Below are 25029 nucleotides of genomic sequence, written 5' to 3' on the forward strand. Positions count from 1 at the left end.
CCCGATGGTTCAAGATGCTCGATTTCAGGCGCTTGTCGGCGCGTGAATCAATGTACGAAAATTCTCATGGAGCCGTGGGCTACCGAACGTACCGCACTTGAATAGTTCTTTTTTCTTTCAGCGCCTGCGCCGCAGCATCGGCGAGCTCCAGCGCCCGCAAGCCATCCAGGACGGTGGTCCGCGGCGTCTCATTACCCATTATTACGGAGACAAAGTGCCTCATCTCCATGCGATATGCCTCCGCATAACGATCATGAAAGAAGTGCTTGTTCCTGGAGCCGGTGCTTCCCTCATCCCCGGAAATGAGCAACTGTGTTTCCGGTTGATTTTCAACGCGCGCGGTCCGCAAGGAACCGTGTACCTCGACACGCTGGTCATATCCATACGAGGTGCGTCGACTGTTACTGATACTGCATAGTCGGCCGCCGGGCGTCCGAAGGGTGATCAAGGCGGTATCGATGTCACCGGCTTCGCCAATCGCAGGATCCACGATGCTGCTGCCACTGGCGCTGACTTCGTCGGGCTCTTCTCCCAACAGCCAGCGGGCCACATCGAAATCATGAATCGCCATGTCACGAAACAGACCCCCGCTGGCCCGAATGTAGTCCAGCGATGGAGGCGAAGGATCCCGACTGATGATCTGGATAGACTCGACATTGCCTAACACCCCATCTCTTACCAATGCGTGCAGTCGTACAAAGTCAGGGTCATAGCGCCGGTTGAAGCCGATGACGAAAGGAATATCATTCTTTGTCACCGCGTCGACGCAAGCCTGGGCGCGGGTTGTCGAAAGATCCAGAGGCTTCTCACAAAAAATCGGGATGCCAAGACCGGCAATGCGTTCGATGAGGTCCGCATGGGTATGCGTGGCGCTGGCAATCACGACGCCGGCAAGCTCCTTGTCGTCCAGCGCCTCATTCAGAGATACGGCTTTGGCTCCGGTCACGCCGGACAATTCTGCGGCTGCCTCCCCGTCCGGATCCACGATATACCGCAACGCTATGCGATGGTCCGCACGGACATTTGCCCCGTGAATCCGTCCAATGCGACCGGCCCCAATCAACGCAATCGGTAACCTCATCCTGTATTCACACGATGTGAGAGATGGTTCGAAAGAACCGGCAGTCCTTTAGGGCCCCGATCAGGTTGTTTTTTTATGACGGCGCCAGGGCCCCGAGCGGGTCGTTTTTCATGACGGCGCTAAAGCGCCGAGCGGGTTGTTTCCTTATGACGGCGCCAAGGCGCCGATCAGGTCGCTTTTGGTGATGATCTGATACGTTTCTCCCGGTTCCGCCTTCACGAGCACGGCTCCGCCGCCCCGCTCAAGGTACATGGAAAGATGCTCAAGGCCAAGTGAACGCGGAACCACAGGGAAAGGAGCATCCATGATGCCTTCTACAGGCTGGTCTCGCGTTTCCGGATCCTTGATGAGGCGATCGATAATCACGCTTTCGGTAAGGCTTCCAATAAGCTCATCGTTTTGCATCACGGGCATCTGTGAGATGCCGCGCTCGGCCATGACCCCGATTACCGAACCAAGGGTGTCTTCAGGCAGGGCAAACGCCAACTCGTCGTTACCATTCCGGGCGTCCAGAACCCGATCGACGGTAACCTCCGGCATACTTGACAGAAAACCGTGGTTGCGCATCCAATTGTCATTGAATGTCTTCGAAAGATACCGGAAGCCCGAATCGGGCAAAAGCAACACGAACACATCGTCGCTGGAAAGCTGCCCGGCGTGCGCTTCGATCCACGACAGGGCGCCTGCAAGCGCCATACCGGAAGACTGTCCGCAAAACAGGCCTTCTTCCGCGGCAAGCCGCCGCGCCATCTGCATCGCTTCTCTATCCGTTACCTGCACAAAATCGTCCAGCACGTCGAAATCCATGTTTGCCGCCAGCAGGTCCTCTCCGACCCCTTCGGTCAGATAGGGATAAATGTCGCCCGGATCAACCTTCCCGGTATGAAAATACCCATGATAGATCGAGCCATACGGATCCACGCCTATAACCTGCACGTTCGGATTCCGCTCTTTCAGATAGCGCGATACGCCGGAAAGCGTTCCGCCCGTGCCTGCCCCGCCTACATAATGGGTGATCCGCCCATCCGTGCCTTCCCATATCTCGGGCCCGGTCGTTTCGTAATGGGCGGCTCGATTTGCGGGGTTGTCATACTGGTTCAGGTATACCGCACCAGGAATTTCTTCGGCAAGACGCTGCGCGACGGAATAGTAGGACCTTGGATCCTCCGGGGCTACGTTGGTAGGACATACAATCACCTCGGCGCCCAACGCCCGCAAAACATCCAGTTTTTCCTGACTCTGTTTGTCGGTGGTCGTAAAAATGCACCGGTACCCGCGCGTCACGGCAGTCATGGCCAACGCAGCGCCCGTATTGCCGCTCGTGCCTTCGACGATGGTGCCCCCCGGCCCTAACAGACCGTTCTGCTCGGCCTCTTCGATCATGGCCACGCCGATACGATCCTTAACGGATCCGCCCGGATTGAAATATTCCAGCTTGGCCAGCACCGTACAAGGACAGTCCGCCGTAATGCTGCGAAGCTGTACGAGAGGTGTCTTGCCTATTGTGCCGGTGATATTTTCGTGCCACATAATGCTGCTTTCCGATGGTACTGTCTTGCGCGTGTGGTACGCATAAGATCCCGTTTTGCTCGCTTCTTGCATGCCCCCTATTGTAAAATTCTTGCAACGAAAAGGGCTGACGAAAAAAACAAACGGGGTGGAGCAGAATAGGAACAGGCTTGCAAAGGATACTCTGAATAGCGCTAACAGACCCTAAGTCCGCAAAGCTCAGAGGCTGAGAGAGGTGGGTTTGATCAGAGTATCCTTAAAAATACCCGCATATTGGCAGACAACACAGTTGGCCCGGTTTTTGATGATACTCCATTTTCCCCACTCGCTTTTCGCCTTCAGGGGTATGATTGCACACATAGACCTGGCGCGTCGTATTTTCTACTTGTACTGACCGAGGCGCCTGCTGCCTGCTGCCTCGCACACCGGAACGCCTTTATGCCCGCACGGGAAACATATCCGTATACAAGCAACCACAGCGCCCGCGACGTCGATGACGCCGAGCAATTCATTCCATTCCCGACGCCCGCCGAAGAAAAGCAAATGGGCATGTCGGACATACCGGAAGAGTTGCCCGTGCTGGCGCTCCGCAATACCGTGCTGTATCCGGGAGTGGTACTGCCTATCACGCTCGGCCGGGATGCGTCCATGCAGCTTGTAAAGGATGCTTTTGACGGAAAACGTATCATCGGGGCTGTTGCACAGAAACGGAGCGAGGTGGAAACGCCCGGTACGGAAGACCTGTACCGTCTCGGCACCGTGGCCGATATTCTAAAGTTGATCAAGATTCCGGGTGGCCCCAACTCAATGATCATCCAGGGGAAACGCCGCTTTGAAATAAATGAGTACATACAAACCGAGCCGTATTTCAGGGCCAGTGTGTCCCCGATCGCAGAGGATTGGGCCACGGATGAGGTAGAACTCAAAGCTCGTATCCGATCCGTCAAGGAACTGGCCATCCAGTTCATCAATCTTTCGCCCCATTTGCCGGGGGAAGCCGCCCTTGCCATTCAGCAGATCGATTCGCCGCCCCTGCTCATCCATTTTATCGCCTCGAATCTTCAGATCAGCGTAGAGGAAAAACAGGCGCTCCTCGAACTCAACGAACTGACCCTGCGAGCCGATAAACTAATGGAGTACCTGAATCGCGAGATCCAGGTACTGCAAGTTTCTGAAGACATCCGCAGCCGCGTGCGGACGGACGTGGACAAGCAGCAGCGCGAATATCTGCTGCGCCAGCAGATGAAAATCATCCAGGACGAACTGGGCGAAAGCGAAAGCGCCGGCGACGACGTGCAGGAACTTCGCAGCCGGGCCGAAAAGAAAGAACTTCCGGACTATGTGCGAGAAACGCTGGACAAGGAAATAACGCGTCTGGCGCGCTCCAACCCTGCCTCCCCGGATTATGCCGTCACGCGCAACTACCTGGACTGGTTGCTGGAACTGCCGTGGCTCGAATATTCGAAAGATGACCTGGATATTACACGGGCCGCCGAGGTACTCGACGAAGATCACTACGGACTGGATCAGGTCAAAAAGCGTATTCTGGAATATCTCGCGGTCCTGCACCTGAAAGGCGACATGAAAGCGCCCATTCTTTGCCTGCACGGCCCCCCCGGGGTCGGCAAAACGAGTCTGGGCAAAAGCATTGCCCGCGCCATCGGGCGCGAATTCGTGCGGATGAGCCTCGGCGGGATCCGGGACGAGGCGGAAATTCGCGGTCACCGGCGCACCTACGTGGCAGCGCTTCCCGGACGGATCATCCAGGGAATCAAAAAGGCGGGAGTCAACAACCCCGTCTTCATGCTGGACGAAGTAGACAAGATAGGGGCGGATTTTCGGGGCGATCCGTCAAGCGCCCTTCTTGAAGTGTTGGATCCGGAGCAAAACGACAATTTCAACGACCACTACATAGAACTGGACTACGACCTGTCAAAGGTCTTCTTCATCGCGACGGCGAATTTTCCGGAAATGATTCCCGGCCCCCTTCGGGACCGCATGGAGAGTATCGAAATCACCGGATACACCCAGGAAGAGAAGCTCCGGATCGCGAAGCAATACCTCGTGCCCCGTCAATTGGAGCATAACGGCCTCACGGCGGAACAAATGACCTTCGAAGATGAGGCCATCGGCACCATCATCGATGGATACACCCGCGAATCGGGCGTGCGCAAGCTGGAACGCACGATAGGCGCCGTAGCCCGGGGAGTCGCCAAGCAGATAGCCACGGGTGAAGCAGCCTCCGCAACGATCCGGGCGAAGGATCTTGAAAATTACCTGGGTGGGCGCAAGCATTTTCCGGAGGTTGCCCAACGCACGGAAGTCCCCGGCGTGGCAACGGGTTTGGCCTGGACTCCGGTAGGCGGAGATATTCTTTTTATAGAAGCATCCGTATCCCGGGGAAACGGGAAACAGGTCCTGACCGGCAAACTGGGCGAAGTAATGAAAGAATCCGCCCAGGCCGCTCTTTCGTATGTCAAATCACGCGCAGATACGCTCGGCATTCCGGAAGATGCGTTCCGGCACTGGGACGTACACGTCCATGTGCCTGCAGGGGCGGTGCCGAAAGACGGGCCGTCTGCCGGCGCCGCCATGCTGAGCGCACTGGTATCTATCTATACACAGCGACGTGTCCGGCATGATGTGGCCATGACCGGTGAAATCACCCTGCGCGGACTGGTTCTGCCGGTTGGAGGCATCAAGGAGAAAGTACTGGCTGCAAGACGTGCAGGTATCCGAACCGTGGTGCTTCCGGACAAGAACGAAAAGGACATCAAGGAAATTGCCGACGGCGCGCTGGAAGGCCTGGAAATCCTTTTTGCCCATCGGGTAGAGGATGTTCTCGATCAGGTGCTGGAGGAAAAACCGGTCACTGATGTGCAGGAGATGTTCTGCATCTCTCCTGAGGAGAAGCATGCCGAAAAACCGACTGCACAGGATGCCAATGGCTCGACAGTGGTGGATGTGGACGTAGAGATTGCCTGACGGGACATCTCACCCGTTCGGCAAACGGATGCCCTGAAAATATCGTGTCATTCCTCGTCAAGGACCCGGGCATCCTCGATATTCGGATCCCGTCCCTCTTTGAAGGCTTTTTCAGCATCCGTGTAGATGTCGGCAGCCCGCCGGGCCGCAGCGCTGATCGCGCCGGTAGTAAGTCGGGCGGCAAGACCGCCAAGACATACGAGTCTGCCGAGCATATTGAGCTGCTCGAACTCGACCAGACGCTCTTCCGGACGTTCTTCCGCCTCGCTCATGACGACGCGGGGTCGGCATCAACGGCCTGTTCCTCGTCTCCCTCTGAATCCTCTTCCCCGGAAGCAGCGTCTCCGCTCGAACGCTTTCTGAACATATCCTCGACTTCGTGCGAGAGCGCCTGCCCTAACTGCTGAAGACTGCACACTACCGCAGCCGCCGCATCCGACGCCGACATATCCTCCTCACGCCCTTCCGAACGCTTGCTGAGAATATCTTCGATTTCCTGTGAGAGCGCCTGCCCGAATTGCTGAAAACCCCGCACTACCGTAGACGATGCAGCCTCCGCAAGAAAAACAACCTTTTCCTGAGGGGAAAGCGCATCGAAATCGGAGCGGATGCGTTGATACTCTTCGTTCCTGTTCTCTTTGCCGTTGTCGCTCATGACCTTTTTCAGAAGATAGATGTTACAGCGCCTTTACACGATGAGTCTACCTGCCTTTTGTAGACAGAAGATATACGCACAGGTTCCACAACCGCCTCCCTATGCCCGGCGCCCATGAATGCTTCGCCTGACACGGATAGCGCCCGGAATACGTCCCCTGTCGACCTTGTAGCGGGGACGGTTATTCGATCGACAGGCAGCTGGTGCGACGTACGCACCGGCGAGGAAACGATTCCTGCAAGAGTGCGGGGACGGTTTCAACTCGGAGAACAGGGCGCTACCAGCCCGGTCGCTGTCGGAGACCGGGTCATGGTGAAGCGAAATGCGGACGCCACCGGGGTCATCACACAGATTCATGAGCGCAAGAATCAGCTCGGGCGGCGCGCCGCCGGACGCCGCGTGGGACGCGAGCATATTCTGGTCGCGAATATCGATTGCGTATGGATCGTACAATCAATCCGGTTACCCCGCCCGAATCCGGGTTTTGTCGACCGGGTGCTGGTTACGGCGGAAGCGAACGAAATTCCGGCGGGTATTGTACTCAACAAGTCGGATCTGATCCAGGAGGAACACGCCGGGATCATTGCGGAACTGCGCAATAACTACGCCCGCATCGGGTATCCCATCCTGACGGTCAGCGCCAAAACCGGGGAAGGCATGGAAGCGCTCAGAGAGCATCTTGCCGGAAAAACAAGCGTATTCACCGGACCGTCCGGGGTTGGAAAATCTTCGCTGATCAATGTGCTCGAACCCGGTCTCGATATCAAAACGTCGCATGTCAGCACAAAAACGCAAAAAGGGCGTCATACGACCGCCTACGCCACGCTCTTCTCCCTGAAAAGCGGCGGCTACATTGTCGACACCCCGGGCATCCGTGAGTTCGGTGTCCTGTATATAGATCCCTGGGAGTTGTCGCACTATTTTATCGAGTTCAAGCCCTACCTCGAGGCTTGCCGATTTCCCACCTGTACCCATGATCACGAACCGGACTGCACGGTCAAGCAAGGCGTAACGGAAGGCGGCATTTCCGAGCAACGCTACCGGAGCTACCTGAATATCCTCGACACCATCCGTCTCGGGGACAAGGATGTAGGGCGCTAAACGGCAAGGGCCGCATCCGGATTTTCCGATCCCGGTTACTTAGGGTCTGTTACCACTATGCAGCAGCGCTCTGCGGGGCCTACTTCTTTGCCGGCCGCTTTTTGCGTGATCCACCCCGTGCGCCTTTTTTGGCGCCCGCCTTTGCGGCCAGCAGTTCGAGCGCCTTTTCCAGAGTGATTTCCTCAGGAGATACGCCTTTCGGGAGCGAGGCATTGGTCTTGCCGTGCTTCACATAGGGACCGTACCGCCCTTCCCGCACATCGACCGGATCGCCGCTTTCCGGATGATTTCCCAACACCCGAAGCGGACCCGCCGCCTTCCCGGATTGCGCCAGAAGGGCAAGGGCGCGATCCAGTCCTACAACAAGGACGTCGTCCGCTTCCGTAAGCGAAACGAAGGCTCGTTCGTGCTGCACATAGGGGCCATACCGACCGATATTTGCGAGAACCGGTTTGCCCGTCCCGGGATGCTTGCCCAGCGCCCGCGGCAACTCCAGGAGCGCAAGCGCCATCTCCGGATCCACGGCATCCATAGGCGTTCCCTTGGGCAACGAAACACGCCTGGGCTTGCCTTTCACCTCCTCTGTCCGGCCCAGTTGCACGTAGGGACCATAGGGACCGCTGCGAACCAGTACATCCAGCCCTTCATCCGGATGCTTGCAGATCGTACGCTCTTCGTTTCCCTCGGAGGACGTCTCAAGCAAGGCGCGCAGATCTTCTGCAGCGATATCGCCAGGCGGTAACTCCCTGGGCACAGAGGCGCGAACGGAGGCACCGTCCACCTCCCCTTCCACGTACGGACCGTATCTTCCTACCCGTACGACCATTCCATCCCATTTCGGCGAACGGACCGTCGATATCTTTCGGGGGTCAATACCCTCCTGCCCGGCCTGCACCTGCTCGACAAGTCCCCCATCACCGAGATAAAAATGCTCAAGCCACCCCGCCGATGTACGATCTCCCGTCGCAATGTCATCCAGAATCTGTTCCATGCCTGCAGTAAATCCCACATCGACCAGTTGTTCAAACTGGTCTTCGAGTAGCTGGACGGCTGCAAACGCCGTAAACGTGGGCGCCAGCTGCGACCCGTTGCGGCGCACATAGTCGCGGCGGACAATCGTTTCGATAATCGAAGCATAGGTGCTGGGCCGTCCGATACCCTCCTTTTCAAGCATCCGGACCAGCGTGGCCTCCGTGTAGCGGGCAGGAGGCTTCGTCTCGTGCGCTACGGTTTCCACCTTGCGGCAATCCGGCTGGTCGCCTTCGGCCATCTGCGGCAATGGATTGTCGCGGTCCTCGAGCGCAGCCTCCGGATCGTCGGACCCTTCCACATAGGCCCGGTAGAACCCGGGAAATTCGATCCGCTTTCCTGATGCCCGGAACCGGGCCGCTTCTTCTCCTTCACCGGCTTCGATACGAACCGTCACCCTGCGCACCCGCGCATCGGCCATCTGGCCGGCTACCGTACGTTTCCAGATAAGATCGTACAGGGCGCCCTCGGCGCCGCTCAAACCCAGTTCGTCCCTGGTTTTCATGGCGCTGCCGGCAGGTCGAATCGCCTCATGCGCTTCCTGGGCATTCGCGACCTTGCTCCGATAGCGTCTGGGTTTCGGACTCAGATATTCCTTGCCGTACCGCCTTTCGACCGCCTTCCGGCTTCCACGTATGGCCTCGTCCGAAAGCTGGGTCGAGTCGGTCCGCATATAGGTGATCAGTCCCTGCTCGTAGAGGCGCTGCGCGATTTGCATGGTCCGGCGCGCAGAAAGGCCCAGTTTGCGGCTTCCTTCCTGTTGCAGCGTGGACGTGATAAAAGGGGGATAAGGAGATTGGGAAGATACCCGATCCTCTACCCGGACCACGCGCCATGTCCGGTTCGGCAGCGAGGCAACCAGCGCCCCGGCCTGCTCTTCCCCCAGCAGAAGCAGATCCTTACCGGGAACGAGGCCCTCCCTGAGTTGTCCGGTATGATCGTCGAAGTCCTTGCCCACGGCGAGCCGGACCCCTCCGTAATGCGTCATCTCCGCGGTGAATGTCTCCCCCCGTACCGCGAGAAGAGCCTTCAGGTCAAGCCAGAGCGCCGGTACAAAAGCCATCCGCTCTTTCTCCCGATTCACAAGCAACCGGGTCGCCACGCTCTGTACGCGCCCGGCCGACAGGCCCTTGGCGATTTTGCGCCAGAGAAGCGGGGATATGCTGTATCCGACCAGACGATCGAGTATACGGCGCGTCTCTTGCGCATCCACAAGGCTTCGATCGATGCCTCTCGTTTCCTCCAGTGCGCGCTGGATGGCAGACCGCGTGATTTCGTGAAACACCATGCGCCGCACGGGAATCGTGGGCGCCAGCACCTCGACGATATGCCACCCTATCGATTCGCCTTCACGGTCTTCGTCCGTAGCGATATACAACTCATCAGCCGACTTGATCGCCTTGCGCAACCGCTCCACGACCTTTTTTTTCTCGGGCGAAACCACATAAACGGGAGCAAACCCTTTGGTCACGTCCACACCGTAGTGCTCCCACAGTTGCTCCCGGCGGGCCTTCGGTATTTCGGAGGCGGACTGGGGCAGATCCCGTATGTGCCCCATGCTTGCCTCCACCTGGCAATCCGCCGGCAGAAAATTCCGGATTGTCCGGGCTTTGGTGGGAGATTCGACGACAACCAGTCGCTTCATTCGGAAAAAACGTTATGCGTGTGAACTTCTATGGGATGCGCGCCCTCTCACGCCATCCCCCCTGCATCGTTCCCGGATACAGCAAACGGACAAATCCACGAAGACATGGCTGCTCGACTGTTTACAAGATATTTCGTAATTTACCGGGATAGGCCTTTTTTTCGGCCTGGCAGCAGGGACACTTCTGCGGCAACCCGTACAAAAACCCTGGGCGGGGCCTGGATATCCGCCTGAAACGCTTGATTTGCAACCAGCCTTCTGCACATGAAAACGAACGCACAAACCGATACCGCGCAAGCAATCAAATATGTATACAGTTTCGGGGGAGGCCGTGCGGAAGGCGACCGAAGCATGAAATCCCTGTTGGGGGGCAAGGGAGCCAACCTGGCTGAGATGAGCGCCATCGGCCTGCCGGTGCCCCCGGGATGCACCATCTCCACCGAGGCCTGCCAGTATTATTCCTCGGAGGGACACACCTGGCCCGAGGGATTGGAAGAACAAATCGAAGAAGCTATTGCCCGTCTCGAGGACGACATGCAGGCCGGGCTGGGCGATCCGGATAATCCGCTGCTTGTTTCCGTCCGCAGCGGCGCCGCGATCTCCATGCCGGGCATGATGGATACCGTGCTGAATCTGGGCATGAACGACGAGGTCGCGGAAGGACTGGCCCGCCGCACCGGCAACGTGCGTTTCGCCTATGACGCCTATCGCCGGTTCATCGATATGTTTGGCGATGTCGTGGTCGGCGTCCCGCACGAACATTTCGAGGAAGCGATCGAAGCGCTCAAGAAAGAGCGGGGCGTCGAAAACGATGTGGACCTCTCGGGCGACGACCTTAAGGTGCTGGTGGAGCGCTACAAGGCGATCTACCGGCAGAACACAAGCCACATGTTTCCCGAGGACCCCCGGGAGCAACTCCGATTCGCCGTCAACGCCGTCTTTTCTTCCTGGGATGCGGAACGGGCTGTCAAATACCGGCGCATCAACAAGATCTCGGGATTGCTGGGCACCGCGGTAAACGTGCAGGCCATGGTCTACGGCAATATGGGGCCGAACAGCGGAACGGGTGTTTGCTTTACGCGCGACCCCTCCACCGGAGAGCACGTCCTGTACGGCGAATTCCTGGTGAATGCGCAGGGGGAGGATGTCGTAGCCGGTATCCGTACGCCCGAAGACATCAGCCGGATGGCGGATCATTTTCCCGACGCCTACAAGGAACTGCTCGAAGTCACCGACGGGCTCGAAAAACATTATCAGGACATGCAGGATATCGAGTTCACGGTGCAGGATAACCGGCTCTTCATCCTGCAAACGCGCAGCGGGAAACGGACCGGTACGGCTGCGGTGACCATTGCGGTGGATATGGTGCGGGAAGGACTGGTAGACAAGAAAACGGCGGTGCGGGACCTTGTGGAACCGAATCATCTGAATCAGGTGCTGCATCCGCAATTCAAGGACATGGATGCCTACAAGAGCGACGTGATCGGACAGGGGCTGCCGGCATCGCCGGGCGCCGCCGTCGGCCAGGTCGTTTTTTCCGCCGACGAGGCCGAAGCCTGGAAAGCGGACGGCAAACAGGTCATCCTGGTGCGCATCGAGACCAGCCCGGAAGATGTGGGGGGCATGGACGCCGCCGAGGGTATCCTGACATCGCGGGGCGGTATGACCTCGCACGCCGCCGTCGTAGCCCGGGGCTGGGGCAAACCCTGTGTGGCGGGCTGTAACGAGATTGTGATCAACTACCGGGAGAAATCCTTCACGAACGGCAAGGCCACTTTTGAGGAAGGCGACTGGCTCTCCATCAACGGAACCACCGGCGAAGTGATTTCCGGGAAGCAGCCGCTGGTCGAACCGGAGATGGGCGGCGCCTTCGGGCAGTTCATGGAATGGGCCGACGAATTCCGCACCATGAAGGTGCGTACGAACGCCGACGCGCCGGCGGACGCCGCCAAGGCGATCGAGTTTGGCGCCGAGGGGATCGGCCTGTGCCGTACCGAGCACATGTTCTTCGAAGGAGGACGCATTCAGGCGGTCCGGGAAATGATCCTGGCGGAATCCGAAAAGGACCGGCGCAAGGCGCTGGCCAAGCTCCTTCCCTACCAGAAAGAAGATTTTCTGGGGATTTTCCGGGCCATGGCCGGCAAGCCGGTGACGGTACGTCTGCTGGACCCGCCCCTGCACGAATTCCTGCCGCACGACGAAGCCGGGGAGAAAGAGATGGCGGACAGTCTCGGCATCAGTCTTGAGGACGTAAAGGCGAAAGTGGCGTTTCTGCACGAATTCAATCCCATGTTGGGACACCGGGGTTGCCGCCTGGGCATCACCTACCCGGAAATCACGGAGATGCAAACCCGCGCCATTCTGGAAGCAGCAGTCGAGCTCGCGGAAGAAGGTATCGAAGTGCTTCCCGAAATCATGGTGCCTCTCACCGGTACGCTGGAGGAGTTTGCGAATCAGAAGGCGGTGATCAACCGGACCGCGGCGGATATCTTCGCTGCAAAGGGCGCCTCCGTCGATTACCTGGTGGGCACCATGATCGAGGTGCCACGCGCCGCGCTGGTCGCCGACGAAATCGCCCGGGAAGCGGATTTCTTCTCCTTCGGGACAAACGACCTGACCCAGATGGGCTTCGGGTACAGCCGGGACGACGCCGGGAAATTCCTGCCCTACTATGTGGAATCCAAAATTCTCCCGGACGATCCGTTCCAGTCGCTGGACCAGAAGGGAATCGGGCAGCTCGTGCAAATGGGCACCGAACGCGGGCGGGCAACACGCAGCGATCTCAAGGTCGGCATCTGCGGCGAACACGGCGGCGAGCCTTCCTCGATCGGATTCTGCTACCGGATCGGACTCGACTATGTCTCCTGCTCGCCTTTCCGCGTGCCCATAGCCCGGCTTGCGGCGGCGCAGGAAGCGCTGAACGAGGCATAAACAGGTAAGGAAAGGTACGCGCAGCGGCGGAATTCAACCGCTATCCCTCGTTGCCCCGGGGCACGAAGGCCTGGATGCCGGTCAGTTCGCGGCCCAGAATGAGGCCGTGGATGTCGTACGTGCCTTCGTAGGTATTGACGCTCTCGAGGTTCACCATGTGGTGAATCACGCGGTATTCCCCGGAAATCCCATTGCCTCCCAGCATGTCGCGCGCCATCCGGGCGATCTCGAGGGCCTTGTTGCAATTGTTGCGCTTGGCCAGCGAAATCATGGCGGGCGCCAGCCGCCCCTCGTCCTTGAGCGCTCCCAAACGCCAGGCCAGCAACTGCATCTGGGTAATTTCCGTCAGCATGTGCGCCAGCTTCGTCTGGACGAGCTGCATGGAAGCAAGCGAATGGCCGAATTGCCGCCGCTCGCTCACGTAGCGGCGAGCGCGCCGGAAACAATCTTCCGCAGCGCCCAGCGCTCCGAACACGATGCCGAACCGGGCGCTGTTCAAGCATTCGAACGGCCCGCGCAACCCCTCGATATCCGGAAACGCATTCTCGTCGGGGACAAACACATCTTCCATCACAATCTCTCCCGTGATGGAGGCGCGCAACGACATCTTGTGGTGCGTTTTCGGCGTGGAAAACCCCTCCATGCCGCGTTCGAGCAGAAATCCCCGGATACGTCCCTGCTCTCCCTTGTTTTCGCGGGCTTTCGCCCATACCACCGCAATATCCGCAACGGATGCATTCGTGATCCATGCCTTGGCGCCATTCAGCACCCAGCCCCCGCTCGTCCTGAGCGCCGACGCCTCCATGGAGCCGGGGTCCGAACCATGATCCGGTTCGGTCAACCCGAAACAGCCAACGTACTCGCCGGACGCCAGCAGCGGCAGAAGTCGCTGCCGCTGTTCCTCCGTGCCGAAAAGCCAGATGGGGTGCATGACGAGCGAACTCTGTACCGACGCAAACGAGCGATAGGCCGAATCCACCCGTTCGAGTTCGCGCGCAATGAGGCCGTACGCCGTATGGCTCGCGCCCGCGCCGCCGTATTCCTCCGGGATGGCGGCGCCGAGAAGGCCAAGCTCTCCCATCTCGCGGGCAATTTCCTCATGAAACACCTCGTCCTGATTGCCTTCGAGGGCGCGCGGTTCCAGTTGCGACTGCGCATACTCCCGGGCCGATTCCATGATCAGACGGTCTTCCTCCGCCAGCAGGGACTCGAGGAGATACGCGTCGTCGGGGTTCAGAGGTGGAGAGGGCATGTAAATACCTTCGCTCAGAGTTCAGAAAAAACGATGTCTGGCCAAAGGCATAAGCACCATGTCCCGCCGGGTTTCCGCAAAATGTACAAAAAAGTGGATGGGTGACCTCTTTTGCGCCTTGACCTGTACCGGACGGGGCGCGCTGTGGCATATCCCCGGGTGATATCCCGCCGCGTTCCGTGAGGGTTATCGACGCCCCCGCCCTCGTGAGGAACCCTTGTTCGACGTGCGTTTCGACCGTGTCCGGTTCGCCTTGCCTCCGGAACGCCCGCTGCTCCGACGGGACTTCCCGGAGACTTTTTTCTTACTCCCCGACAACGATTCTATTAATATGCCTCCGCCCCAATCAATCAGATCAAAAATAACCGGAATCATGTAATCAAGGAAGCCGCTTCTCTCGATCCACGTCGGGCCTGCAGGATAATCCGTCATGAGTTCTCGCGGCTGCTCAGGCGTTGGCAAAGGCGTCACCGGGCCTTCCGGTTCGATCGAGAGCAGGCTGATAGCCTGATAGTTCTCGTCAAGGAAAGCCTCGTCCGGAATATCCGCAGAGGGGGAATCCTGTGCGGCAACCCGGGTGACCAATGCCTTTTTCGGATACTCGGACAGCCTGGCCTGCAGATCGTCGTTGTCCACAGCCGTAGACGTTATGTGTCTACCGTCTGCTTCAGGCGCCACCCGATGAATGTATGCCGGCATTTCCTCTGTTCCGGATGTAGCCAGCGTCCCGCAACCGGTGCAGAGAATCAATAACACAGGAAAAAGCGCGTATTTCATGGGGCGTGCGTTCAGGGTTGCCTGCAAATGCAATGACCGGAGCAAGCGCGGAGCCTGCAAGACATGGAGCCGCAGGCCGACCGGCGCTAAAAAACTTCCGCTTCTTCTTGCATTTGCCAACAAATACCGTGCCGGGGACCGGTCCCTACATTTCGACAACCGCTTGCGGCAAAACCACGCCGCAAGCCGTCTGCGTATCCGTTCCGCACGCCGACAACAGCGCAGCGAACTCTTCGCACATTTCCTGCAGTGCCTCTTCAGACATTGCTGCAGACGGGGCATACACACAGGCAGCGATGCGACGCGTGTCCGGGGTCGTCTTCGTAGCCATGCTGTCCCGAACGGGATTGACGATGGGTTCTCCGTCGGATGAGGCAGCATCAGAATCGTTTCCCGCAACGCGGCATCCGCAAAGCAGGTCCTTCACATCGATCCGCTGCCCGGCATGATTGAACGCGAACCCCTCCCCTTCCCGGCCCAGCCGGAAAACGTACTGGTCCGAAGCTGCCCGGTCGAGGTCCCATAAGGATATAGGCAGGACGCACCGGAGGCTGAGGTAGTTGCATATATCCACCGGAGCATTGATGCGCGGAAACACATATTCCGGTTGCGAGGCAGCACGCAAAAGATATTCGGAAGCCGGTTTGCCCCGACCCGTGGGTTTGTAGGACCCGTTCCGAAGGATATTGCGGGCTGCGGCGCGCCTTGCTTCTTCGATCTCGCCAAGAGGAGCCGCCCGCTCGGCAACCACTTGCTGCAAACGGGCATCGAAATCTTCCGGGTACCGGGCTGTTTCGATCCCTTCGGCGCGGACCATGCCGAGGAATACATCGTCGCGGGAGATAGCGTGCCGGATAATCAACATGGGTAATACTTTGGTCAAGGTCTTCTCTGTATCCGCCGAAATCAGGCAGAAAGGATTGCATGCAATGCTTTCGGCGGATAAAAACGCGCCCGGAAAAATAAGCATTTCGTCCCGGCGTGTTTCCAAAGTACAGGCAATGCCCGAAGCCTGCTCCATATTCCCGCACATTCCAATCAGTACAGACCGCATCTTTCACACGGCATGCCTTGCGCTTGTGTGCGGAAGCGTTTTTATTGTTTGCGCCTTTCGATGCACATCCATCTTATCTATCCGGTAAAACGAACGGGAGAACACTATGAAAAACCTTGCTTTGGGAGCCCTTCTCGCCGCTGTCGTTCTGTTCGCATGGGGATTCGTTTTCTGGGGCCTGATCCCCACTCCCGGGATGCACATCCACCCCGATCAGGCGGCACTGCAGCAATACCTCTCCGAAAGCATCCCCGAAACGGGCGCGTATTACGTACCCTATCCCGCAGGCGCCGACGACGCCGAAGCCGTAGCGCGACATGAAGCCGGGCCGCTCGCTTTCCTGTTCATTCGCATGCAGGGCGAATCCATGATGCCCCCTTCCATGATGATCGGCGGCTTCATACACATGCTCATTACGGCGCTGCTCATCGGCATGTTGCTGCGCATGCTCTTGCCGAGCCTGCCGACCTGGCGGAATCGGGTGCTGTTTGTGGTATTGGCGGGAGTTGCCGTTGCATTCTGGTCCGATCTGGCATGGCCGATATGGTGGCGCACCCCGTGGACCTTCTTCGTCTGGATGGCAGCGTACGACATCATCGCCTGGACGCTTGCCGGAGCGATCCTTGCGCGTTTTGTGCGGCCGGCGAGAGCGTAGATGCCAAAAATGAAGGGGTTCAGGTAACCTGCTCCACCGTTATGGCTCAGGAGTAATACTCCCAGGACCGGAAGCCACGCATTGCCGGTATGGATCTCCTCACCCCACCAACCCCTCCACCACCGAATCGCACACCAGTTTCCCTGCATCCGTGAGGCAGAGATAGCCGTTCCCGGACCACTCGATATAGCCTTCAGCCTCAAGCGCGGTCAGCAGGTCAGGCTTTCCGGATAAAAGATCCATACCGTATATCCGTTTCAGCCGGTGTACGTCCAGCCCGTCCGAGGTACGCAGCCGCAGAAAGATATACTCGTTCGCCAGCATTTCCAGCGACAGGGCATCCTCGCCCCCTACAGGAGGTACGCGCTGCTGCACAAGCGCTTCGTACTTTCGCAGGTTGGCCTCGTTGTACCACCGGCGGGCGCCCGTAACAGGTTGGCGGGCCGATCCGTTCTCCGTACCCGTTTGGACCGCTCCATTACCCGCTTCCTCTCCATCCGTCCCGGTCTGTTCCGCAGACCCTGATCCCCCGCCTGCTTCACTCCGTCCATCCCACCAGAACGAATGGGCGGACGGACCGAATCCGAGATAATTGGCGTGCCGCCAGTATATCTCGTTGTGACGGGATCGCATGCCCGGCAGGGCAAAGCTCGATATTTCGTAGTGCTCATAGCCGCGCTCCCGCATAAAATCCATCGTGAACCGGTATCGCGCCGCGAATTCCTCCTCCGGAGCAGGCATCACGCGCCCCTGCGTCACCATCTTGTAAAGCGGCGTGCGTTCCTCTATGGTGAGCCCGTACGTGGAGAGATGCGGTACGCCCAGCCGGCTCAGTTTCTGTACATTGGCGTACCAGTATTCCTCCGGCTGGTCGGGGATACCGAAAATCAGATCGACGGACAGATTGTCGAAACCCGCCTCCTGCGCCTGTTCTATAGCCTGTACGGCCTGTTCCGGGGTATGACTCCGGTTCAGGAACGTCAGATCCGTCTCGTAAAAAGATTGTACGCCGATGCTCAGCCGGTCGAACCCGAGGGAACGGAGCGCCCGCAGATAGTCGGGCTCCGCATCGTCGGGATTCATCTCCAGCGTCGTTTCGCACACATCACTGGTTTGGAAAGAACGGCGAATCGTATCCAGCAAATCGGCCAGATCGCGGGCGGGCAGAAGCGACGGGGTGCCGCCTCCGAAATAAATGGTTTCGATGGGTTCGCGCCAGGCATATTCCGCCGCATAATGCGCCAGTTCGGTATGCATGGCCTTCAGAAAAGGCGTCCGGGACGATCGCGTCGTCGTAAAATAGAAATCGCAGTAGATGCAGCGTTGCGTGCAGAAAGGGATATGGAGGTATAAAGACGCCACTCAAAAGATGATGCCTAACCGTACAGGCAACAGAAAACCCAGTTTCTCGCTGCCGATGATAAGCGCCGGATTGATTTCGTAAAACACGGCGGATTCTCCAAATCCATGCGCACGCCCGAGCCCGATATGAATGGTAGGACCGCTCGTGTCCCTGTTGCCGGCAAGCGGCAGATAGCCGCCCATCCCAAGGAAAATATACCCTGCGCGCAGCCGGGTCGGCGGCGGAGTGATAATAAGGGATATCTGCGGTTCGAAAAGATAATCGGCGCCGCGCCATCCTTCGAGTACGAACCCCGTGAAACCGAGATCCAGCCCAGTGGAAATGTTCGCGTTGATCGGCATGGAAGCCCGCCCCCGGATACCCAGGCCCACGCCCTGCGGGGTACTGTACAGGGCATTGATACTCATTCCGTAACGGGGGGACTTTGCCGGAGCCGGATCCGCATCCTGCGCACAAGCGCGCGGAGCGGCGATCAGTACGGAAACCGCACAAACGGCAAGGACAAACAGGAAACGAACTATCTTCATGGTCGGGTTGTGTCAGGGGCTGCATGAACAGGCATGGTACGAACACGGGGCCATTCGTGTCGTTCATGGTTTTATTGGTCAAAAGATAGCGGATATGAAGTTTATTGTTTGCGTCAAACAGGTGCCCGATGTGACGTCCCCACTGCGCCTGCAGGAAGGGCGCATCGATACGAGCGCCGGACGCATGGTGCTGAATGCGTATGACGCCTCGGCGGCGGAAGGCGCCATCGCCTTTACCGAAAAATACGGCGGCGAAGTACACGCCGTGTTGATAGGTCCGCCCGAGGCGCAGGAAGCGTTGCGCAAGGTGCTTGCGATGGGAGCCGCATCCGCAGTGCATATCCAGGTCAAGGACCGTGCGACGCCCCCCGAGGCTGTGCCGGACACCCTTCCTGACGCACAGGCCTGTGCACGGCTTCTTGCGGACCACTTCAGTAAGGAGACGTTCGACGTCATCGCGTGCGGCAAGCAGGCGCAGGACACCGATGCAGGGTTGACCCCCGCCATGCTCGCCGAATTACTGGGGCTTCCCTTCATCGGAAATGTCATTGCGCTGGAGAGGGACGGAGATGAACGCGGCGGAAAAGGTCTCCTTGTAACCAGGCAAGGAGACGCAAACCAGGAAATTACGCGTATAGAGACGCCCTGCATAGTGTCCTGCTCCAACAATATGTGTGATCCGCGCATTCCGAATATAAAGGGAATCATGGGAGCGCGGAAGAAGCCGATCGATGTAAAAATTGTCTCGCTGCCTGCCGGAATCCCCCGAGTGCAGGTGCAGCGCTACGACGCGATGCCCGGTCGCCCGGAGGTCCGCATGCTGGAAGAAGGGTGGGATGAAGCAATCGAGGTCCTTGTACCTTTCGTAAAAAGCGGCCCGCCCGCAGCATAAGATGGCGCGCCTGCTCACCTTTGCTGAAATCCGCGCCGGCCGCATCACGCGCCTGTCGCTGGAAGCGCTCTCGCGCTGCCGGGAAATCGCCGGGAAACGTCATGGAAGTACGGTAGCTGCTGCCGTCATGTCCGATAATCCCGGTGCGTATTTCGAGGAATTGGCCCGTTACGGAGTAGAGGAGGTGTTCGCCGTAACCGATACGGCATTTGCATCTCCACCCGGAATGCCCCTGAGTGCGCCTCTGACCGCGGCGCTCGCCGGCATTATCGGACAGGCTGCCCCTGATGTGGTCGTGCTTCCTTCCGAGGAAAGCGTGAAGGAAATCCTGGGGGCGCTGGCTGTACGGATTTCTGCACCGGCGCTTCCTGATGTATCCGGCTTCGACGTACTTGATGGTGCGGTTACGGCGCAACGCCCCGTATTCACCGCCGGTTTCATAGCTCATGTTCGGGCAGAAGGCAGCCCCGTGCTGGTATCGCTGCGGGCCGGTTCGTACGCCGCCTCCGAGAAGTCTGAGCCCTCCTCCCAGCACGTCCGGAATGTCCCGTTCGCATTCGATGAGAAGGTTTCCGGGAAAACATTACGCGAGGTAGTAAAAGCAGCTTCCGGGGGGATTGACTTGTCGGAAGCATCCGTGGTGGTGGCCGCGGGGCGCGGGGTGCGCGACAAGGAAGGCAAACGGCTGGTCGAAGAACTTGCGGCGCTTTTGGGAGCAGCAATCGGCGCGTCGCGAGGCGCCATCGAGGCCGGACTTTTTCCACCCTCGTCCCTGATCGGACAAACCGGAAAAACCGTTTCTCCGGACGTGTACATTGCGGTTGGCATCTCAGGAGCCCTGCAACATGTGGCAGGGATGTCCGGCAGCCGAGCCGTGATCGCCATTAACAAGGACGCCGACGCACCCGTTTTTCGTCATGCGACCTATGGAATTACAGGTGATCTGTATGAGGTACTGCCCGCCTTTATCGAGGCACTGAAGAAAAAATCCTCAACGGCCAACTAGGGCCTTTTAATACTATGCAGGATAATCGTCATTCATACGCACTCCATCAGGAAGCGTCATGGAGTCGAGCGGTCGACACAGAAAGGATCCGCAAAAACCAATCCCGCACTATCAGGAAGCAAGAAAGATAAATCCCGTAAAGGTGCCCTCTTTACCGGTTGATGCAGTCTTGAGCACATATTTGTCTTCAAATTTTTTCCGGAGATATGTACGCAACGGCTGCACCTCTTTCTTCTCCAGTTTGACCTTGAGCACCGTGTCCCCCGTCAGGCGTTCCGCAGCACGCCCGATGGAATCATACTTGGAAGAACGGCCCTTCCTCGTGGCGCGGGACATTTCTGCCTTTGCCTGTTCGGAAGATAGAACCTCGACGGAAAATTGGCCGGCTTTTTTCTTTGCCATTGTGCAGTATGCAGGTTGGTTGGGGGTTGGCGATACAGTGCGGACAGGATACTCTGATTAAGTCCTACAAAAAAACGGGGCGACGCTAAGAAGCTACCTGCATACGCAGAATCCATCTTAATTGGTAACATCCCTCCGTGGTTTATGAGTATAGGTAACGAAATACAAATACACAAGGCAAGAAATCATCGACTACAACAAATAATTTGGATTATTTCGGAATGCACGAATGCTCTTCGTTCTTGCACTGCGTACTTTACATACCTATATTATCGGAAAAGAAGCGGTGGTTTGACGCATTTTCGATGCGCGATAAGGCAGCGGAATTGTTCTGTCAAGACTATTTACGCTCATTTAGCCGCTTCCTGGATTCGCATGTTCCTTATGATTACACCGGCCATCTCCTATGACATTCTATACAACAACCATGTACAAGGACGAAGCCGACGCGCTTCTGAGCAAACTCCGTTCCAGGGCCGATTCAGGCCGGGGGCGCAGTTCCAAATTCGATCCGCTCGTAAAGCATATTGAAGGGTTATCAGGAAACGATGTGCTGCGCATAGAGGCCCTATCCGTAACGGACGTAACGAATCTGCGGGGCTATGTAGCGCGCAACGTCAAAGGAGGTAAGCACCTGAAGATCCAATCCCGCCGGCTGCGCGGTTCAGACGCGAAGAAATTCCGCGTGTACGTTTCCCGCGTAAAATAGAAATAACATTTCGCAGATTGTGTCGATGACACGATATATTTGCTTCTTTCTGCTGGCCGTAACGATCGCGGCCTGCGGCAATGAGTCGTCTTCCCGCGCCACAGAATACGCGGAAGAAAACTTCCCTTCCATCCCGTTCCGGGATGACGGCGACCTGACGTTTTTTCGAGGCGGGGAAGAGGTGGTCACCATCGACATAGAAATCGCCGAATCGGACTCCGCACGTATACGAGGGCTTATGCAACGGCCTTCCCTGCCCGAAAAGAGCGGCATGCTCTTTCTTTTCGAACGGGAAACCATGCAGATTTTTCACATGTCGAACACGCCGCTCGCACTGGACTTGCTGTTCACAGGAAGCGACTCGACGGTGGTCGATATCGATAAATACAATCGCCCCTTTACATCCGACCTCATTCGCTCGGACGTTCCGGCACAATATGTAATCGAGGTGCCGGCAGGGTTTGCGGATCGCTACGGCCTCGTGGAAGGGGAACGCGTGCATTGGATTCGACACGATGCGGAAACCGGCTTGTAGCGAGATTATTCGCCGGCGCCTTTCACCCTATTGGCGGACTTGATCAGAGTATTTTATAATCCAAAACTTTCACCGCATGCACAGGTCCGGGCCGCTTGCGGATTGGTAAAATAAAATCCTTTTCCTTCGAGGCCGTCCGTAAAATCAAGCTCGGTGCCATCCAGACAAGCCGCGCTGCGCCGATCAAGGACGACGGATAAGCCGTCCACCTCGATTACCTGGTCGCCTTGCTGCCGAACCGTATCCCAACCCAGATCGTACGTAAGTCCCGAGCACCCGCCCGGAACTACGGCAACCCGCAGCATCGTTGCGGACAAGTCCACTCCCTCTCCTTCGGCTACGGTGAGGAGTTGTGTCAGGGCGCGCTCGGTAATGCGTACAGATTCCATGGAAACGACGAATGCGATAAGCAGCAAGTCACGTTAAGACGCTCTGATCAATTCCACTTTGATCAAAGCATCCGTTAACACTCGGTGAAGACAGGAACGAAACGAACCCTGTTCGGTTGCAAACGTACTTGTTTTTTCCCTGTTCTTGCGCGGTTCGCGCCCAACGATTTTTCTCTGCTGATCCATGCCCACCACGCAAACAGAGTTTCTGCACGAAGTCGCTGCCGGTGAGTACAAATACGGCTGGGAAACGAACGTCGAGGCCGATACGATACCGAAAGGCCTTGACGAAGAGGTTATTCGTCTGATTTCCGCCAAGAAAGACGAGCCGGAGTGGCTGCTTGAATGGCGTTTGCGGGCATGGCGGCATTGGGAAAAACTGGCCTCCAATCCGGCGGAAAAATACCCGCGCTGGCCGCATTTGAAGTATACGGCACCGGATTTCCGGAATATCACGTATTACTCGTCGCCGAGCAAGAAGCCGCGGTATGAAAGCCTCGACGAGGTCGATCCGGATTTGCTGGAAACGTTCGAGCGGCTGGGTATCCCGTTGGCCGAACAGGAAAAACTGGCCGGCGTAGCGGTGGATGCCGTCCTCGATAGCGTGTCTGTCCACACGACCTTCAAAGAGGAACTGGCCGAGCAGGGCATTATCTTCTGCTCGTTTGGAGAAGCCGTACAGGAGCATCCCGAACTGGTGCAGAAATACATGGGGTCCGTGGTCCCGTACACGGATAACTTCTATGCCTCGCTGAACGCGGCAGTGTTCTCCGACGGTTCCTTTTGCTACATCCCGAAAGGCGTCCGCTGCCCCATGGAGCTTTCGACGTATTTCCGGATCAATCAGGCAGGTACGGGGCAATTCGAGCGTACGCTCATCGTGGCCGAAGAAGGCAGCTACGTAAGCTATCTCGAAGGTTGCACGGCCCCGATGCGCGACGAAAACCAGTTGCATGCCGCAGTCGTGGAAATCGTTGCCGAGGCCCACGCAGAAGTGAAATACTCGACCATTCAGAATTGGTATCCCGGCGACAATGAGGGGCGCGGGGGAGTGTTCAACTTTGTCACCAAGCGGGGTATCTGCAAGGGTGACCACGCAAAGATATCCTGGACGCAGCTTGAAACCGGATCGGCCATCACATGGAAATATCCCAGCGTGATTCTGAAAGGAGACCGGTCTGTGGGAGAATTCTACTCGGTGGCTTTCACCAAAGGACGGCAGCAGGCCGATACGGGCACCAAGATGGTGCATCTGGGAAAAAATACGAAAAGCACCATTATCTCGAAGGGGATATCCGGGGGGCGCAGCAATAACTCCTACCGGGGGCTGGTAAAAATCAACAAGGGCGCCGAAAATGCGCGGAATTTCTCCCAATGCGACTCGATGCTGCTTGGAGATCGGTGCGGAGCGCATACCTTCCCCTATATAGAAATCAAAAATCCCTCGGCACAGGTGGAACATGAAGCCACCACCTCGAAAATAGGGGAAGACCAGATGTTCTACTGCTTCCAGCGGGGCATCGGAGAAGAAGCCGCCATCAAACTCATCGTCAATGGATTTTGCAAGGAAATTCTTGCAAAACTTCCCATGGAGTTTGCCGTAGAGGCGCAAAAACTGCTGGACATCGAGCTTGAAGGATCGGTAGGATAAGCAATGCCTGCGCGGTGATTCTTCCTGCATGACGCCCGCCCCCTTTCATACATAAGATGCGCGAAACGCGGAAATCATTCAAACATGGCAATTCTTCAAATCAATAATCTGCATGCCCGAATCGAGGAGCAGAACATCCTCAAGGGGGTCGATCTGACGGTCGCCGCAGGCGAAGTGCATGCAATCATGGGGCCGAACGGGTCGGGAAAAAGTACGCTCGCGTCTGTGCTTGCCGGACGAGAAGAATTCGAGGTGACGGACGGGAACGTCCTGTACCAGGGGCAAGACCTGCTGGAGATGGAGCCTGACGAACGCGCCCTCGAGGGGGTTTTTCTGGCCTTTCAATATCCGGTCGAATTGCCGGGGGTCAGCATGAATAACTTCCTGCGGCAGGCGCTCAACCAGCAGCGGGAATACCGTGGGGAAGAACCGCTTTCGGCAGGCGCGTTCCTGAAGCAAATGAAAGAATGCGCCGCCCTCGTAGACCTGGACCCGCAACTCATGAGCCGTTCAGTAAACGACGGTTTTTCGGGTGGGGAGAAAAAACGAAACGAGATTTTCCAACTCGCCATGCTCGCACCGCGTCTCGCGATCATGGATGAAACGGATTCGGGACTGGATATCGATGCATTGCGGACCGTTGCGGACGGCGTCAATGCGCTCCGGCGCAGCGACCGGTCCTTTGTCGTCATTACCCATTACCAGCGGCTTCTCAATTACATCATTCCCGATGCGGTTCATGTGATGGTGGATGGCCGAATCGTCCGGTCCGGAGGCAAGGAGCTCGCCCTTGATCTGGAGGAAAAAGGGTACGACTGGATTCGGGAAGAAACCGTGGCGGTATAGCTCCGGCAACCGATCGTACACATTTTGACAGGTTG

Annotated in this window: 22 protein-coding genes; 10 read left to right on the forward strand and 12 right to left on the reverse strand. The window is 57.6% G+C overall.

The window, feature by feature from the left end; genetic code table 11:
• Positions 1 to 79: 79 nt before the first annotated feature.
• Together iolG and F4Y00_10880 are read right to left on the reverse strand one after the other, a co-directional pair.
• A complete protein-coding gene (gene iolG, locus F4Y00_10875) occupies positions 80 to 1081 on the reverse strand; it encodes an inositol 2-dehydrogenase (GenBank protein ID MYE05459.1) in 1002 nt (333 codons plus the stop codon).
• A 144-nt stretch (positions 1082 to 1225) separates the two neighbouring features.
• Entirely contained in the window at positions 1226 to 2614 is a 1389-nt protein-coding gene (locus F4Y00_10880; GenBank protein MYE05460.1) for a pyridoxal-phosphate dependent enzyme, read from the reverse strand.
• 414 nt (positions 2615 to 3028) lie between these two features.
• On the opposite strand from F4Y00_10880, the gene lon reads away from it, so the two are divergent.
• Positions 3029 to 5575, forward strand: coding sequence for an endopeptidase La (gene lon / locus F4Y00_10885; protein MYE05461.1), 2547 nt, complete (start codon positions 3029 to 3031; stop codon positions 5573 to 5575).
• A gap of 47 nt (positions 5576 to 5622) precedes the next feature.
• On the opposite strand, the gene F4Y00_10890 is transcribed toward lon, so the two are convergent.
• Both F4Y00_10890 and F4Y00_10895 read right to left on the reverse strand, forming a co-directional pair.
• A complete protein-coding gene (locus F4Y00_10890) occupies positions 5623 to 5847 on the reverse strand; it encodes a hypothetical protein (protein ID MYE05462.1) in 225 nt (74 codons plus the stop codon).
• Positions 5844 to 6230: a hypothetical protein gene (locus tag F4Y00_10895; protein MYE05463.1), complete on the reverse strand. Its 387-nt coding sequence runs from the start codon at positions 6228 to 6230 to the stop codon at positions 5844 to 5846. The genes F4Y00_10890 and F4Y00_10895 overlap by 4 nt, the downstream gene beginning before the upstream one ends.
• A gap of 114 nt (positions 6231 to 6344) precedes the next feature.
• Between F4Y00_10895 and rsgA the strand changes: the two genes are divergently transcribed.
• On the forward strand, positions 6345 to 7331 hold the full coding sequence (gene rsgA, locus F4Y00_10900) for a ribosome small subunit-dependent GTPase A (protein ID MYE05464.1): 987 nt from the start codon (positions 6345 to 6347) through the stop codon (positions 7329 to 7331).
• A gap of 79 nt (positions 7332 to 7410) precedes the next feature.
• On the opposite strand, the gene topA is transcribed toward rsgA, so the two are convergent.
• Positions 7411 to 10005: a type I DNA topoisomerase gene (gene topA / locus F4Y00_10905; protein ID MYE05465.1), complete on the reverse strand. Its 2595-nt coding sequence runs from the start codon at positions 10003 to 10005 to the stop codon at positions 7411 to 7413.
• Positions 10006 to 10269: 264 nt separating this feature from the next.
• On the opposite strand from topA, the gene F4Y00_10910 reads away from it, so the two are divergent.
• Complete coding sequence (locus tag F4Y00_10910) at positions 10270 to 12936, forward strand: pyruvate, phosphate dikinase (GenBank protein ID MYE05466.1); 2667 nt, start codon at positions 10270 to 10272, stop codon at positions 12934 to 12936.
• Positions 12937 to 12976: 40 nt separating this feature from the next.
• Here F4Y00_10910 and F4Y00_10915 read toward each other — a convergent pair whose 3' ends face one another.
• From F4Y00_10915 to F4Y00_10925, 3 genes are all read right to left on the reverse strand, one after another.
• Positions 12977 to 14188: an acyl-CoA dehydrogenase gene (locus tag F4Y00_10915; GenBank protein MYE05467.1), complete on the reverse strand. Its 1212-nt coding sequence runs from the start codon at positions 14186 to 14188 to the stop codon at positions 12977 to 12979.
• A gap of 186 nt (positions 14189 to 14374) precedes the next feature.
• Complete coding sequence (locus F4Y00_10920) at positions 14375 to 14965, reverse strand: hypothetical protein (protein ID MYE05468.1); 591 nt, start codon at positions 14963 to 14965, stop codon at positions 14375 to 14377.
• A gap of 145 nt (positions 14966 to 15110) precedes the next feature.
• Positions 15111 to 15830, reverse strand: coding sequence for a hypothetical protein (locus F4Y00_10925; protein MYE05469.1), 720 nt, complete (start codon positions 15828 to 15830; stop codon positions 15111 to 15113).
• A 295-nt stretch (positions 15831 to 16125) separates the two neighbouring features.
• Here F4Y00_10925 and F4Y00_10930 point away from each other — a divergent pair, with 295 nt between their 5' ends.
• A complete protein-coding gene (locus F4Y00_10930) occupies positions 16126 to 16674 on the forward strand; it encodes a hypothetical protein (protein ID MYE05470.1) in 549 nt (182 codons plus the stop codon).
• 99 nt (positions 16675 to 16773) lie between these two features.
• On the opposite strand, the gene hemW is transcribed toward F4Y00_10930, so the two are convergent.
• A complete protein-coding gene (gene hemW, locus F4Y00_10935; protein MYE05471.1) occupies positions 16774 to 18036 on the reverse strand; it encodes a radical SAM family heme chaperone HemW in 1263 nt (420 codons plus the stop codon).
• Complete coding sequence (locus F4Y00_10940; protein MYE05472.1) at positions 18037 to 18564, reverse strand: hypothetical protein; 528 nt, start codon at positions 18562 to 18564, stop codon at positions 18037 to 18039. It abuts the gene before it with no gap.
• On the opposite strand from F4Y00_10940, the gene F4Y00_10945 reads away from it, so the two are divergent.
• On the forward strand, positions 18563 to 19456 hold the full coding sequence (locus tag F4Y00_10945) for an electron transfer flavoprotein subunit beta/FixA family protein (protein MYE05473.1): 894 nt from the start codon (positions 18563 to 18565) through the stop codon (positions 19454 to 19456). The two genes, F4Y00_10940 and F4Y00_10945, sit on opposite strands and share 2 nt — an antisense overlap.
• Position 19457: 1 nt before the next feature.
• The gene (locus F4Y00_10950) at positions 19458 to 20462 is read left to right on the forward strand and encodes an electron transfer flavoprotein subunit alpha/FixB family protein (protein ID MYE05474.1); all 1005 of its coding nucleotides are present in this window, start codon (positions 19458 to 19460) and stop codon (positions 20460 to 20462) included.
• 111 nt (positions 20463 to 20573) lie between these two features.
• On the opposite strand, the gene F4Y00_10955 is transcribed toward F4Y00_10950, so the two are convergent.
• Complete coding sequence (locus F4Y00_10955) at positions 20574 to 20864, reverse strand: hypothetical protein (GenBank protein MYE05475.1); 291 nt, start codon at positions 20862 to 20864, stop codon at positions 20574 to 20576.
• 406 nt (positions 20865 to 21270) lie between these two features.
• Here F4Y00_10955 and F4Y00_10960 point away from each other — a divergent pair, with 406 nt between their 5' ends.
• Both F4Y00_10960 and F4Y00_10965 read left to right on the forward strand, forming a co-directional pair.
• Positions 21271 to 21573, forward strand: coding sequence for a hypothetical protein (locus tag F4Y00_10960; GenBank protein MYE05476.1), 303 nt, complete (start codon positions 21271 to 21273; stop codon positions 21571 to 21573).
• 25 nt (positions 21574 to 21598) lie between these two features.
• Entirely contained in the window at positions 21599 to 22108 is a 510-nt protein-coding gene (locus tag F4Y00_10965; protein MYE05477.1) for a DUF192 domain-containing protein, read from the forward strand.
• A gap of 53 nt (positions 22109 to 22161) precedes the next feature.
• On the opposite strand, the gene F4Y00_10970 is transcribed toward F4Y00_10965, so the two are convergent.
• Positions 22162 to 22497: an iron-sulfur cluster assembly accessory protein gene (locus tag F4Y00_10970; protein MYE05478.1), complete on the reverse strand. Its 336-nt coding sequence runs from the start codon at positions 22495 to 22497 to the stop codon at positions 22162 to 22164.
• 184 nt (positions 22498 to 22681) lie between these two features.
• Here F4Y00_10970 and sufB point away from each other — a divergent pair, with 184 nt between their 5' ends.
• Positions 22682 to 24148 carry a Fe-S cluster assembly protein SufB gene (gene sufB, locus F4Y00_10975; GenBank protein ID MYE05479.1) on the forward strand — a complete coding sequence of 489 codons (1467 nt, stop codon included), beginning with the start codon at positions 22682 to 22684 and terminating at the stop codon, positions 24146 to 24148.
• Positions 24149 to 24232: 84 nt separating this feature from the next.
• On the forward strand, positions 24233 to 24994 hold the full coding sequence (gene sufC, locus F4Y00_10980) for a Fe-S cluster assembly ATPase SufC (GenBank protein MYE05480.1): 762 nt from the start codon (positions 24233 to 24235) through the stop codon (positions 24992 to 24994).
• Positions 24995 to 25029: the final 35 nt, after the last annotated feature.

The sequence above is a fragment of the Bacteroidetes bacterium SB0662_bin_6 genome (assembly GCA_009839485.1).
Taxonomy (GTDB): Bacteria; Bacteroidota; Rhodothermia; order Rhodothermales; family VXPQ01; genus VXPQ01.